This is a genomic window from Subtercola sp. Z020, assembly GCF_002931235.1.
Classification (GTDB): domain Bacteria; phylum Actinomycetota; class Actinomycetes; order Actinomycetales; family Microbacteriaceae; genus Subtercola.
Genome location: NZ_PSTT01000067.1, coordinates 1 through 14,311, shown reverse-complemented (window position 1 = coordinate 14,311; position 14,311 = coordinate 1). Strand labels below are relative to the sequence as shown.

General features: G+C 67.5%; 10 protein-coding genes. 9 read left to right on the top strand and 1 reads right to left on the bottom strand.

All coding sequences use genetic code 11. The features are described from left to right. The first annotated feature begins 205 nt into the window (after positions 1-205). From C5B96_RS08475 to C5B96_RS08460, 4 genes are read left to right on the top strand one after another with little or no spacing between them, the layout of a single operon-like run. A complete protein-coding gene (locus C5B96_RS08475) occupies positions 206-1,531 on the top strand; it encodes a glycine cleavage system aminomethyltransferase GcvT (RefSeq protein WP_104244863.1) in 1,326 nt (441 codons plus the stop codon). A gap of 1 nt (position 1,532) precedes the next feature. Further along, a complete protein-coding gene (gene gcvH / locus C5B96_RS08470) occupies positions 1,533-1,937 on the top strand; it encodes a glycine cleavage system protein GcvH (RefSeq protein WP_104244861.1) in 405 nt (134 codons plus the stop codon). Continuing rightward, positions 1,937-4,813, top strand: coding sequence for an aminomethyl-transferring glycine dehydrogenase (gene gcvP / locus C5B96_RS08465; RefSeq protein WP_104244859.1), 2,877 nt, complete (start codon positions 1,937-1,939; stop codon positions 4,811-4,813). Before gcvH ends, gcvP begins: the two co-directional genes overlap by 1 nt. Positions 4,814-4,848: 35 nt before the next feature. Continuing rightward, complete coding sequence (locus C5B96_RS08460; protein WP_104244857.1) at positions 4,849-5,688, top strand: pentapeptide repeat-containing protein; 840 nt, start codon at positions 4,849-4,851, stop codon at positions 5,686-5,688. 36 nt (positions 5,689-5,724) lie between these two features. On the opposite strand, the gene C5B96_RS08455 is transcribed toward C5B96_RS08460, so the two are convergent. Next, positions 5,725-6,495: a CPBP family intramembrane glutamic endopeptidase gene (locus C5B96_RS08455; protein ID WP_104244855.1), complete on the bottom strand. Its 771-nt coding sequence runs from the start codon at positions 6,493-6,495 to the stop codon at positions 5,725-5,727. 206 nt (positions 6,496-6,701) lie between these two features. Between C5B96_RS08455 and C5B96_RS08450 the strand changes: the two genes are divergently transcribed. The 5 genes from C5B96_RS08450 to typA all read left to right on the top strand — a co-directional run bounded on the left by C5B96_RS08450 (position 6,702) and on the right by typA (position 14,149). Further along, the gene (locus C5B96_RS08450) at positions 6,702-8,318 is read left to right on the top strand and encodes an ABC transporter substrate-binding protein (protein ID WP_104244853.1); all 1,617 of its coding nucleotides are present in this window, start codon (positions 6,702-6,704) and stop codon (positions 8,316-8,318) included. Positions 8,319-8,450: 132 nt separating this feature from the next. Continuing rightward, positions 8,451-9,380, top strand: coding sequence for an ABC transporter permease (locus C5B96_RS08445; RefSeq protein ID WP_104244851.1), 930 nt, complete (start codon positions 8,451-8,453; stop codon positions 9,378-9,380). Continuing rightward, entirely contained in the window at positions 9,370-10,356 is a 987-nt protein-coding gene (locus C5B96_RS08440; protein ID WP_104244849.1) for an ABC transporter permease, read from the top strand. The genes C5B96_RS08445 and C5B96_RS08440 overlap by 11 nt, the downstream gene beginning before the upstream one ends. After that, the gene (locus tag C5B96_RS08435; protein WP_104244847.1) at positions 10,353-12,092 is read left to right on the top strand and encodes an ABC transporter ATP-binding protein; all 1,740 of its coding nucleotides are present in this window, start codon (positions 10,353-10,355) and stop codon (positions 12,090-12,092) included. Before C5B96_RS08440 ends, C5B96_RS08435 begins: the two co-directional genes overlap by 4 nt. A gap of 143 nt (positions 12,093-12,235) precedes the next feature. Then, positions 12,236-14,149, top strand: a complete 1,914-nt coding sequence (gene typA, locus C5B96_RS08430; protein WP_104244845.1) for a translational GTPase TypA — start codon at positions 12,236-12,238, stop codon at positions 14,147-14,149. Positions 14,150-14,311: the final 162 nt, after the last annotated feature.

The following is a 14,311-nucleotide window of genomic DNA, read 5'->3' as shown; positions in this document are numbered from 1 at the left end:
CCACTCTGAAAAGAAGCCCGCCGAGAGGCCGGGCTCGCCCACGGTGAAAACCGCCCGCTGAACAGCGTCGGTGGTGAAACTCTCAGGCACGATGACAGAGGGGGAGTTCTGGGGGGCCGACGGCCTCCCGTGACACATCAGCCTGTCCGGTGGTCGTCTCGCGAGCAGCGGGTCGCGCCCGGGCCGGCCTGACACCGGAGAACTCATGACCGACAGCGCGGGCCTGAACGACGACCTTCCGCCCACCATCTCCTCACCCGACGCGACGCTCGTCGACGCGACGGCGACGCCGCTCGCCCCGCTGGTGTTCTCGCCGCTGCACGACGTGCACGTCGCCGCCGGTGCCTCGTTCACCGACTTCGCCGGCTGGCAGATGCCGGTGCGCTATTCGAGTGACCTCGCCGAGCACCACGCGGTGCGTTCGTCGGCAGGCATCTTCGACCTCTCGCACATGGCCGAAGTGCGGGTGCAGGGGCCGGAGGCCGGCGCCTTCCTCGACTACGCGCTCGCCGGCAGGCTCTCGGCCATCGCCCTCGGGCAGGCCAAGTACAGCCTGCTGCTGACGGAGCAGGGCGGCATCGTCGACGACTTGGTCGTCTATCGCCGCGGGGAGACAGACTTTCTCGTCGTCGCGAACGCGGGCAACCACTTCGAGGCGCTCGAAGCGCTCGTCGAGCGCGCGGCCGGGTTCGACGTGTCGGTCACCGACGAGAGCGATACGACCGCGCTGATCGCAGTGCAGGGGCCGAACGCCCGCCGCATCGTGCAGGGTGTGCCGGGCATCCGGTTCGCCGCAGACGATGCCGCCCGTGCTGCCGGCGAGCCGGCTCCGGATGCCGGTGCCGGCCCTCTGCCCGGGGCCCATCCGCTCGACACGCTGAAGTACTACTGGTCGCTCGATGCCACCTTCGCGGGCGAGAACCTGTTCGTGGCGCGCACCGGTTACACGGGGGAAGACGGATTCGAGCTCTACGTTCCCGTCGCGCACGCCGCCGCCCTCTGGAACGAGCTGGTGGCGGCCGGCGAGCCGTTCGGTCTCGTTCCCGCTGGGCTCGCGTCGCGCGACACGCTGCGGCTCGAGGCGGGCATGCCCCTCTACGGCCACGAGCTCGGGCTGAACACGATGCCCGCGCAGGCGGGGCTCGGCCGCGTGCCGAACCTCGGCAAGGGCGACTTCGTGGGGCGGGCGGCGCTCGAGGCGGCTGCTGCCGCTGCTGCCGACCCTGCCGCCGCTGCCGATACTGCCGACGCCTCGCAGGCCACCCCTGCCGCGCCCGTGCTCGTCGGTCTCGTGGGCGAGGGCAAGCGCGCTGCCCGCGCCGACTACGACATCTACGCCGAAGGCGGCGAGAACCCCATCGGCGTCGTCACCAGCGGCGTGCTCTCGCCGACCCTCGGCCACCCCATCGCCATGGCCTACGTCGACCCGCAGTTCGCGGACGTCGACACCGAGCTCGCCATCGACATCCGCGGGAAGCGCCTCGCCTTCCGCGTCATCACCCTGCCGTTCTACCGCCGAAAGAGAGACTGACGTGACCGACTTCGACCAGCTGCACTTCACCAGCGAGCACGAATGGGTTCGCCTCGAGCCCGCCACCGATGGCGCCGCGGCCAGCGCGACCATCGGCATCACGGCCTACGCCGCCGACAAGCTCGGTGACGTCGTCTACGTCGACCTGCCCGACGCGGGCGTCGAGATCGCCGACGGAGCGGTCGTCGGCGAGATCGAGTCCACCAAGTCGGTGGGCGAACTCTTCGCCCCCGTCGACGGAACGGTGCTCGAGAAGAACTCGGCCGTCGAAGACGCACCCGAGCTGGTGAACAGCGACCCCTACGGGGAGGGCTGGCTGATCCGAGTCGAGTACACCGAGCTGCCCGAGCTGCTCAGCTACGCGGCCTACCAGGCCCTGCTCGGCGACGAGGAGGCCTCCCACTGATGGCGATCCCCTTCGTCGACCGTCACATCGGAACGGATGCCGCGGCCCAGCAGGTGATGCTCGACACGCTCGGCTACGACTCGGTGAACGCGCTGGTCGAGGCTGCGGTGCCGACATCCATCCACGCCGCCGACCTCGGCGCGGCATCCGTCATCCCCGAGCCCGCCACCGAGCGCGAGGTCTCGGCCGAACTGCGTGCCCTCGCCTCGCAGAACACCGTGAAGCGCTCCCTGATCGGCCTCGGCTACTACGACACCATCACCCCCGCCGTGATCAAGCGGAACGTCTTCGAGAACCCGAGCTGGTACACGGCGTACACGCCCTACCAGCCCGAGATCTCGCAGGGTCGGCTCGAAGCCCTCATCAACTTCCAGACGATGGTCGCCGAGCTCACCGGGCTCACCACCTCGAACGCCTCGATGCTCGACGAGTCCACCGCCGTCGTGGAGGGCATGCTGCTGGCGCGCCGCGGCAGCAAGCAGACCTCGCACACCTTCATCGTCGACTCCGACGCCCTTCCGCAGACGAAGGCGCTGCTCGCCTCCCGCGCCGAGGCGGTGGGCATCGACCTCGTCGAGCTGCCCCTGGCCGACACGGCACCGGATGATCTGCCCGAAGCGTTCGGCCTGTTCATCCAGTACCCCGGTGCATCGGGTCGTCTCAGCGACCCCCGCCTGCTCATCGAGAAGGCGCACGCCGGTGGGGCGCTCGCCGTGGTCGCTGCCGACCTGCTGGCGCTGACCCTGATCGAGTCGCCCGGCTCCCTCGGGGCAGACGTCGCCGTCGGCACCTCGCAGCGCTTCGGCGTTCCGATGGGCTTCGGCGGGCCGCACGCCGGCTACATGGCCGTGCGCAAGGGCCTCGAACGCCAGCTGCCGGGCCGGCTCGTCGGAGTGAGTGTGGATGCCGCGGGCAACCGCGCATACCGGCTCAGCCTGCAGGCGCGCGAACAGCACATCCGCCGGGAGAAGGCCACCTCGAACATCTGCACCGCGCAGGTGCTGCTGGCGATCATGGCGGGCATGTACGCGGTCTACCACGGGCCCGACGGGCTGAAGGCGATCGCGACAGAGGTGAACGGCCGGGCCGTGGCGCTCGCGAGCCAGCTGCGCGCGGGCGGGTACCAGCTCAGCCACGAGAGCTTCTTCGACACCCTCACCGTGCAGGCTCCCGGCCGGGCGCGGGCGCTCGCGGGCGCTGCCTCCGACGCGGGCTACCTGCTGAACGTCGTCGACGACGACACCCTCACGATCTCTGTCGACGAGACCACGACCGACGACGACCTGATGCAGCTGTCGATGGTGCTCGAGGCGGTTCCGCACAGAACGGCGACGTACAGCGAGGTGCCGGCGAGCATCCCGCCCGCCCTCTCGCGCACGACCGAGTACCTCACGCACCCGGTCTTCAACACGCACCGCTCGGAGACGAGCATGATGCGCTACCTCAAGCGCCTGTCGGACTACGACTACGCGCTCGACCGCGGAATGATCCCACTCGGCTCCTGCACGATGAAGCTGAACGCGGCGACCGAGATGGAGGCGGTGAGCTGGCCCGAGTTCGCGGGGCTGCACCCCTTCGCGCCGCGCGACGACGTCACCGGCTACCTGTCGCTGATCGACCAGCTCGAGACGTGGCTGGCCGAGGTGACCGGCTACGATTCCGTGTCGCTGCAGCCGAACGCCGGCAGCCAGGGCGAGCTCGCCGGGTTGCTCGCCATTCGCGGCTACCACCGCTCGCGCGGCGATCTCGACCGCACGGTCTGCCTCATCCCGTCGAGCGCCCACGGCACGAACGCGGCCTCCGCCGTGCTCGCCGGCATGAAGGTCGTCGTCGTCGCCTGCGACGAGCTCGGCAATGTGGATGTGGATGATCTGCGAGCCAAGATCGAAGCGAACGCCACCACTCTGGCGGCCCTGATGATCACCTACCCCTCGACGCACGGGGTGTACGAGCACGACGTGGTCGACATCTGCCGCCTGGTGCACGAAGCCGGTGGGCAGGTCTACGTCGACGGCGCGAACCTGAACGCGGTTCTGGGCTTCGCCCGCTTCGGCGAGTTCGGCGGCGACGTGTCGCACCTCAACCTGCACAAGACGTTCTGCATCCCGCACGGCGGGGGCGGCCCGGGTGTCGGCCCGGTGGCCGCGCGGGCGCACCTCGCCCCGTTCCTGCCCGGGCACGCGTTCGCCCAGAAGGCGGAGCACCCGTCGATCGGGGGCGGCACGGTCGTGCACGCCGGGGGAGCCGTGTCGGGCGCGCCCTACGGCAGCTCGAGCATCCTGCCCATCAGCTGGGCCTACGTGCGCATGATGGGCTCCGAGGGGCTGAAGCAGGCGACCGGAGCTGCCGTGCTGGCCGCGAACTACGTGGCCGCCCGGCTGCGCGACCACTTCCCGGTGCTCTACGCAGGCGACAACGGGCTGGTGGCGCACGAGTGCATCCTCGACCTGCGACCGCTGCGCGACGCGACGGGCGTGACCGTCGACGATGTGGCCAAGCGGCTCATCGACTACGGCTTCCACGCTCCGACGATGAGCTTCCCGGTCGCCGGAACGCTGATGGTCGAGCCGACCGAGAGCGAAGACCTGGCGGAGATCGACCGGTTCATCGACGCCATGATCGCGATCAAGGCCGAGGCCGACGCGGTTCAGGCAGGGGAGTGGCCCGCGGGAGACAACCCGCTGGTGAACGCCCCGCACACCGCCCAGTCGATCGCTGTGGGCGAGTGGGAGCATCCGTACGACAGGGAACGCGCGGTCTACCCGGTCAGGTCGCTCATCTCGCACAAGTACTGGCCGCCGGTGCGCCGCATCGATCAGGCGTACGGTGACCGCAACCTGTTCTGCGCCTGCCCGCCGCCGGAGGCGTTCGCGTAGAGCTGAGTATTCGTCGCTCAGGTAGCATTGCAGGGATGTCTTCCATGAGAATCCTCACGCAGCTGTCGGCGGCACTGGTGCTGGCCGGCACCCTCCTCGGGGTGTCGGCCGCGCCGGCCCTTGCCGACCCCGACGGTGCTCGGGCGGTGTCGGTGCGAACCGACCCCGACGGTGCTCGGGCGGTGTCGGTGCGAACCGACCCCGTTTATTCCTCCGGTGACTGCGAGATCAACCGGGCGGTCGACGGGCCGGTGGCGGGGGGCAGCCAGTGCGCGGGGGCCGACCTGAGCGGCGAGAAGCTGGCGCAGTCGGCGTTCCAGGGCGCGAACCTCTCGGGGGCGACGCTCGCCCGCGCCGACGTGCAGGACTCGAACTTCGAGGGTGCGAACCTCACAGGGGCCGACTTCAGCGCGACCCGCATCGTCAGTGCGAACCTCACGGGCGCGGGCATCCTGCCGGCCACCCTCGACGTGACGGCCGACTCGGCCGACGGGGCCCCCGTGACGTTCACGCCGACCCTGCCCACCGGTCTGACCATGACCGGCTGCACCATCGCGGGCGAACCCGTCGAGTCGGGTGCGGTCTTCCCGCTCGGCATGTCGGGCGTCGTCTGTTCGTTCGCGTCGTCGCGGCCGAACGAGACGGCCACCGCGCTGGTGCAGATCTCGGTGACGACGCCGGCGACGACCGCGCCCCCTGTGCCGGTGTTCACGCAGGCGCCCGTCACCCAGGGCGCAGGCCGCACGGGCCTGCCGCCCGAGACGCTCACCGTGCTGCTCATCGGCGGCGGCGGGGTGCTGGTGCTCGGCATCATCGCACTCGTGGTGCGCGGGGCCCGCTCATCGCGAGCGGATCGTGGCCGGGGCCGCCACTAACGGACCGGTGCCGCCACTAGAGGACCGGGGCCGCCACTAGAAGAACTGCGGGAACGTGGCGAGGGCCCAGGCATACCCGACGAACGAGGCGATGTCGATGCACCAGTGCGCGATCACGAGCGGCAGGATGCGCCCCCAGCGCAGGTAGAGCCAGCCGAAGACGACGCCCATCACCACGTTGCCGATGAACGGACCGAAGCCCTGGTAGAGGTGGTAGCTGCCGCGCAGCACCGCGGCGCTGAGGATGATCGTCCACTTTCGCCAGCCGAGCCGGGCCAGGCGCTCGTAGAGATAGCCCACCACGATGAGTTCCTCGGTGAGCGCCGCCCGGAGCGCCGAGAGCACGAGCACCGGCGCCGTCCACCAGTAGGTGAGCTCGGGGGCGGCATTGACGTTCACGGTGATGCCGAGGGCGCGGCCGACGAAGTAGAGCGCGATGCCCGGTACGCCGATCACGAGAACCAGGAAGAGCCCGCGCCCGAGGTCGGAGACCGGATGCCGCAGGTCGACACCGAGGCGGCGGAACGGGTTCACGCCCGAACGCCAGAGCAGGTAGAACGCCAGCACGACGGGAACGATCGCGAAGAAGATGGCGAGCAGGCGGTAGAGCAGATCGAATGTCGGCCGGTCGCTCAGGGCGCCGTTCAACGTCGTCGTCTGCGACGCGAGCGGGGTCGAGAGGGTGAGGTTGTTCAGCAGGTCGACGACGGAGTAGACGGCCGAGGCGCCGAGGGAGAGACCCAGCACGATGAGGATTTCGAGCCCAGTCGCGCGGCGACTTTCCGGCCCGAACTGAGGTGAGGTCATCCCGCCGCTTTCTTGCGTAGTGTCGTCTGAATCCACAATGAATGTGCACAAAGCACAAAAAAGCGGTGAATCTAGTTTCTGGTATGTAACTTTTTTCACACGCATTTGGTTCTGGCCGCAGCCCCTTTTAGGGTACTCGGTAGTCATCGCGCGAGAGTTAGGCCTCGAGCGCGGCCTCGACTTGCCCAAGTTGCACAGGAGGAAAATTGAAAATCAGACGTTACGGAGTGAGCTTCGCGGCCCTGGCTGTAGCCAGCGCGCTCGTGCTCACCGGCTGCTCAGGGGGCGGTGCCAGCACACCGGCCACGAACGCCAACACCACGGCAATCATCACCACCAACGGCTCTGAGCCGCAGAACCCGCTGATCCCCACCAACACCAACGAGACCGGTGGCGGCAAGATCACGGACAACATCTTCGCCGGGCTCGTCTACTACGACGAGAAGGGCGCACCGGTCAACGACATGGCCGACTCGATCGAGACGACCGACTCGACCACCTTCACGATCAAGATCAAGCCGAACGAGAAGTTCACCAACGGTGAAGCTGTCACGGCCGACTCCTTCATCAACGCGTGGCAGTACGGTGCCCTGCTCAGCAACAAGCAGCTGAACAGCTACTTCTTCGCCGACATCGAGGGTTACAGCGAAGACGCCGACTCACCCCTCACCGGTCTGACGAAGGTCGACGACCTGACGTTCACGGTGAAGCTGAAGGCTCCTGCGGCCGACTTCCCGCTGCGTCTGGGCTACACGGCGTTCATGCCGCTGCCCTCCGTCGCGCTGACCGACGTCGCTGCCTTCGGTGAGAACCCGATCGGCAACGGCCCGTACAAGCTGGCCTCGACCGGTGCCTGGCAGCACAACGTGCAGATCGACCTGGTTGTGAACCCCGACTACACCGGGGGCCGCAAGCCGCAGAACGGTGGCCTGACCATCAAGTTCTACGCCAGCGCCGACGCACAGTACGCCGACCTGCAGTCGAACGCCGTCGACGTGATCGACCAGATCCCCGACAGCGCGTACTCGACCTACCAGAGCGACCTGGGCGACCGTGCGGTCAACCAGCCCGCCGCGGTGTTCCAGTCGTTCACCATCCCGGGCCGCCTGCCGCACTTCAGCGGCGAGGAGGGCCAGCTGCGTCGACAGGCCATCTCGGAGGCCATCGACCGCGACACGATCACCAAGGTGATCTTCGAGGGAACCCGCACCGCTGCCAGCGACTTCACCTCCCCGGTGATCGACGGCTGGTCGGACTCCATCGAGGGTTCCGACGTGCTGAAGTACAACGCTGACGACGCGAAGAAGCTGTGGGCCCAGGCCGACGCGATCTCCCCGTGGAGCGGTACCTTCCAGATCGCCTACAACGCTGACGGTGGCCACCAGGGCTGGGTCGACGCTGTGGCGAACAACCTGAAGAACAACCTCGGCATCGACGCCTCCGGCGCACCGTCGCCGACGTTCGCCCAGGTTCGCACGGCGATCACCGACCGCACGATCCAGACCGCGTTCCGTACCGGATGGCAGGCCGACTACCCGGGTCTGTTCAACTTCCTCGGACCGATCTATGCGACCGGTGCAGGCTCGAACGACGGCGACTACTCGAACCCCGACTTCGACGCCCTGCTCGCCAAGGGCTCGAGCGAGACCGACGCCTCGGCGGCGAACAAGGACTTCCAGGACGCCCAGTCGATCCTGTTCAAGGACCTCCCCGCCATCCCGCTGTGGTACTCGAACGTGACCGGTGGATACGGAACCTCCGTCTCCAACGTGCACTTCGGCTGGAACTCGGTTCCGCTGTACTACGAGATCACCAAGGGCTAGTCCAGCCCACACGGCCACAGGGGCGGCAGCGTCACGCTGCCGCCCCTGTGGTTTGATCCCGTAGACTCCTGAACGTTAGGTCGAGACCGCCCGCATGAGCACCACACCACCCGAAAACCGAGGCTGAACTCTATGGCCGGATACATCCTCAGGCGCCTGCTCCAGGCGATTCCTGTCTTCATCGGAACAACGTTCCTCATCTACTTCATGGTCTTCGCCCTCCCCGGCGACCCGATCATCGCCCTCTTCGGCGACAAGACGCCGAACCCGGCGATCGTCGCCCAGTTGCGGGCGCAGTACCACCTCGACCAGCCGTTCATCGTGCAGTACCTCATCTACATGGGGGGCATCTTCCGCGGTGACTTCGGCATCTCCTTCTCCGGCCAGCCGGTCACCGAGATCCTGGCGCGCACCTTCCCGGTGACCCTGCGCCTGGCCGTGATCGCGCTGCTCATCGAGACCATCGCCGGCATCCTCGTCGGCATGATCGCCGGTCTTCGCAAGGGCAAGATCTTCGACGGCACCACGCTGGCGGTCAGCCTCATCCTGATCTCGCTGCCGGTCTTCGTGATCGCGTTCGTCGCGCAGTTCGTCTTCGGCGTGCAGCTCGGCTGGGCCCGCACCACCGTCGGAACAGGGGCACCCACGCAAGACCTGATCCTGCCGGCCTTCGTGCTGGCGAGCATCAGTTTCGCGCAGATCGTCAGGCTCACTCGATCATCGGTGATCGAGACGTCGGGCCTCGACTTCGTGCGCACGGCCTACAGCAAGGGCCTCGGCCGCCGACGCATCGTGCCGGTGCACATCCTGCGCAACTCGCTCATCCCCGTCGTCACCTACCTGGCGACCGACTTCGGTGTTCTGCTGGTCGGTGCCACGGTCACGGAGGGCATCTTCAACGTTCCCGGGGTCGGCAACACCCTCTATCAGGCGATCATCCGCGGGGAGGGGCCCACGGTGGTGTCGTTCGTCACCGTCATGGTTCTGATCTATCTCCTCGTGAACCTCGCCGTCGACCTGCTCTACGGTCTGCTCGACCCAAGGATCCGCTATGTCAAATGATTTCACCGAGACACCCGTCGCCGGTTCTGCCGCTTCGGCCCGATCCAGGGGCCACTTCGTCGCGCCCCTGGAGGAGACCCCGCTCGTCGCCATCGACGCCGTCAAGGTCGCCGAGAAGCGCAGCAACCTCTGGATCGACGCCTGGCGCGATGCGCGCCGCCGCCCGATCTTCTGGATCTCGGGCGCGCTGATCTTTCTGGTGCTGCTCGTCGCCGTGTTCCCCGGTCTCTTCACGAGCGTGGCACCGAACAACGACTGCCAGCTCTCGCTCTCGAACGGTGCGGCCACGGCCGGGCATCCACTCGGCTTCACGAAGCAGGGCTGTGACGTCTACTCGCGCATCATCAACGGAACGTCGACCTCGCTGACGGTCGGCATCATCGTGATTCTGCTGACCACGGTGCTCGGTGTCGTCTTCGGCGCCTTCGCCGGCTTCTACGGCGGCTGGCTCGACTCGTTCCTCTCGCGTATCGGTGACATCTTCTTCTCGATCCCCTACATCCTGGCCGCCGTGGTCATCATGTCGGTGCTCTCGGAGTACCGGAGTGTCTGGACGATCTCGCTGGCCATCGGCATCTTCGCCTGGCCGTCGACGGCGCGCGTGCTGCGGGCGGAGATCCTCAGCGTGAAACAGTCGGACTACGTGATGGCCTCAGAGGCGCTCGGGGTGTCGAAGCTCCGCATCCTGTTCCGGCACGTTCTGCCGAACTCGATCGCCCCGGTCATCGCCATCACCACGATCTCGCTGGCCGCCGCCATCGTCGCCGAAGCGACCCTGTCGTTCCTCGGTGTCGGGCTCGGCAGCGACATCATGTCGTGGGGCAACGAGATCAACCAGGCCCAGCGCGACATCCGAACCCACCCCCAGACCCTGATCTACCCGTCGATCGCCCTGTCGGTGACCGTGTTCGCCTTCATTCTGATGGGCGAAGTCATCCGCGAAGCGCTCGACCCGAAAGCGAGGGCGCTCCGATGAGTTCTGCCTACGACCAGAAGCCGGATGCCGGTGCCCCCCTCCTCGAGATCAAGAACCTCGAGGTGGGCTTCCAGACCCAGAACGGGCTCGTGCAGGCCGTTCGTGGCGCGTCGCTGACCCTGCGGGCCGGCGAGACCCTCGCGATCGTGGGGGAGTCCGGATCGGGCAAGTCGACCACCGCCCACGCGGTCATCAACCTGCTGCCGGGCTCCGGCCAGGTGACCGGCGGCCAGATCCTCTTCGAGGGCCGCGACCTGACGAAGTTCACGCAGAACGAAATGGAAGACGTTCGCGGCAAGCTCATCGGCTTCGTGCCGCAGGACCCGATGTCGAACCTCAACCCGGTGTGGAGCATCGGCTTCCAGGTCGAGGAGGCCATCAAGGCCAACGGCATCGCGACCGGCAAGAAGGAGATCAAGAAGCACGCGATCGAGGTGCTGAAGGAGGCCGGGCTCGCCGACGCCGACAAGCGCCTGCGGCAGTTCCCCCACCAGTTCTCGGGCGGTATGCGCCAGCGCGTTCTGATCGGCATGGGGCTCTCCTCCCGGCCCAAGCTGCTGATCGCCGACGAGCCGACCTCCGCGCTCGACGTGACGGTGCAGCGCACCATTCTCGACAACCTCGAGAAGCTCACCCGCGAGATCGGTACCGCGCTGCTGTTCATCACGCACGACCTCGGCCTCGCCGCCGAGCGCGCCGAGCACCTCGTTGTGATGTACAAGGGGCAGGTCGTAGAATCCGGCCCGTCGAAGGAGATCCTGCAGAACCCGCTGCACCCCTACACGCAGCGTCTCGTGGCCGCGGCTCCGAGCCTCGCCTCGCGGCGCATCCAGTCGTCGTCGCACGCTCTCGGCGACATCGACTACAGCGCGCCGACCTCGGCGAGGGGCGTCGACCTCATCAAGGCGGCCGAAAACCGCGCCGAGCAGCAGGCCGTCGCGCCGAAGCGCGAGGCCTCGATCGTCGTCGAGAACCTGACCAAGGTCTACAAGATCCGCGGCAGCAAGGGCGACTTCAAGGCCGTCGACGACGTCTCGTTCCAGATCGAGCGCGGAACCACCACCGCGCTGGTGGGGGAGTCGGGGTCGGGCAAGTCGACCGTCGCCAAGATGCTGCTGCGTCTCGAAGACGTGACGGCGGGCAAGATCCTCATCAACGGCACCGACACGGCGCCCCTGAAGGGGCGGGCCCTGCTCGACCTCCGGCGGAAGATGCAGCCGGTCTTCCAGGACCCGTACGGTTCGCTCGACCCGCTGCGGAACATCGGCAACACGATCGCCGAGCCGCTCACCACCCACAAGATCGGTGACTCGGCGTCGCGCCGGGCGCGTGTGCTCGAACTGCTCGACCAGGTGTCGCTGCCGGCGACGCTCGCGACGCGCTACCCCAACGAGCTCTCGGGTGGGCAGCGGCAGCGCGTCGCCATCGCGCGCGCTCTCGCTCTGAAGCCCGACATCGTCATTCTCGACGAGGCGGTCTCGGCGCTCGACGTGCTCGTGCAGGCCCAGATCCTGCAGCTGCTGACCGACCTGCAGACCGAACTCGGGCTGACGTACCTCTTCATCACGCACGACTTGGCGGTGGTGCGGGTCATCGCCGACAACGTCTGCGTGATGCAGCGCGGCAAGATCGTGGAGAAGGCGACGACAGACGAGGTCTTCGATCACCCGCAGATGGAATACACTAAAGAGTTGCTGAACGCGATTCCCGGGGCGGGAATTGCCCTCGGAGTTTGACTTCGCGTTCACATCCTGCGTGTATCCTCCTGCTGGGCCTGCCCCGGCGGGGAGAACATCCCCTGAGGCGTCGCAGCCCCAACCCGTACATTCGCGGGCTCGCCACCAGTAAAGAGTCCGCATTACTTTGAGGACGATCATCCATGGCGTCAGCCACCCGCGATGACCTACGTAACGTAGCCATTGTTGCCCACGTCGACCACGGCAAGACCACGCTCGTCGACGCGATGCTCAAGCAGACCAACTCCTTCGACGCCCACTTCGAGGGCGAAGACCGCATGATGGACAGCAATGACCTCGAGCGCGAAAAGGGCATCACCATCCTGGCCAAGAACACCTCGGTGCTCTACAGCGGCAAGCACGCAGACGGCAAGAACATTGTCATCAACGTGATCGACACCCCCGGCCACGCCGACTTCGGCGGTGAGGTCGAGCGCGGCCTCTCCATGGTCGACGGTGTCGTGCTGCTCGTCGACGCGTCGGAGGGCCCGCTTCCCCAGACGCGATTCGTGCTGCGCAAGGCCCTCGAGGCCAACCTTCCGGTCATCCTGCTGGTCAACAAGACCGACCGGCCGGATGCCCGCATCGACGAGGTCATCGCCGAGTCGCAAGACCTGCTGCTCGGCCTCGCCAGCGACATGAGCGATGACCACCCCGACCTCGACCTCGACGCCGTGCTCGACGTGCCGATCGTCTACGCCTCCGGTCGCAACGGTGCTGCGTCGAACAACAAGCCCGAGAACGGCACACTGCCCGACAACGACGACCTCGAACCGCTGTTCGAGGCCATCCTGAAGCACGTTCCGGCTCCCGTCTACGACGACGAGCACCCGCTGCAGGCGCACGTCACCAACCTCGACGCCTCGCCGTTCCTCGGCCGCCTCGCACTGCTGCGCATCTTCAACGGCCACATCAAGAAGGGCCAGCAGGTCGCCTGGGTGCGTCACGACGGCTCGGTGCAGACCGTGAAGCTCACCGAACTGCTGATCACGAAGGCGCTCACGCGCTTCCCGACCGAGACGGCCGGCCCCGGTGACATCGTCGCCATCGCCGGTATCGAGGAGATCACCATCGGTGACACGATCTCCGACCCCGACGATGTTCGGCCGCTGCCGATCATCACGGTCGACGACCCCGCCATCTCGATGACCATCGGCACGAACACCTCGCCGATGATCGGTCGCACCAAGGGCTCGAAGGTCACCGCCCGCATGGTGAAGGACCGCCTCGACCGCGAGCTCGTCGGTAACGTCTCGCTGAAGGTCGTCGACATCGGCCGCCCCGACGCGTGGGAGGTGCAGGGCCGTGGAGAACTGGCCCTCGCCATCCTGGTCGAGCAGATGCGTCGTGAGGGCTTCGAGCTCACCGTCGGCAAGCCCCAGGTGGTCACGAAGCAGGTCAACGGCAAGACCCACGAGCCCTTCGAGCACCTGACGGTGGATGCGCCGGAGGAGTTCCTCGGCGCGATCACGCAGCTGCTCGCGTCTCGCAAGGGCCAGATGACGACCATGCAGAACCACGGCACCGGCTGGGTGCGCATGGAGTTCATCGTTCCCTCGCGTGGGCTCATCGGCTTCCGCACGGAGTTCCTCACCACCACGCGCGGCACCGGTATCGCCAACGCGATCTCGCACGGCTACGACGCGTGGGCCGGCCCCATCGTCACCCGCAACAACGGCTCGATCGTCGCCGACCGTTCGGGCGTCGTCACGCCGTTCGCCATCGTCAACCTGCAGGAGCGCATGTCGTTCTTCGTCGAGCCGACGCAGGAGGTGTACGAGGGCATGGTCATCGGCGAGAACTCGCGCGCCGACGACATGGACGTGAACATCACCAAGGAGAAGCAGCTCACCAACATGCGCCAGTCCACGTCGGACACGTTCGAGCGCATGACGCCCTCGCGCAAGCTGACGCTCGAGGAGTCCCTTGAGTTCGCCCGCGAAGACGAGTGCGTCGAGGTGACGCCCGAGTGGGTGCGCATCCGCAAGGTGGAGCTCTCGGCGCAGGCGCGCCAGCGCAGCGCCTCCCGCGTCAAGAGCCAGAACGCAAACGCCTAGCCGCCGCTCCCGTCGCCCGGCGGGGCCCTGAGCGGGCCCTGCCCCTGGGCGGCGTGCGCGCCGCCCGCCCCGCGCCCGCGGCGCGGTGCGCGCCTCCCGCCCCGAAGCCCCCGTGGCCGAGTCTCGACTCGCCCCGGGGGCTTCGGGGCGGGAGGCGCGCAC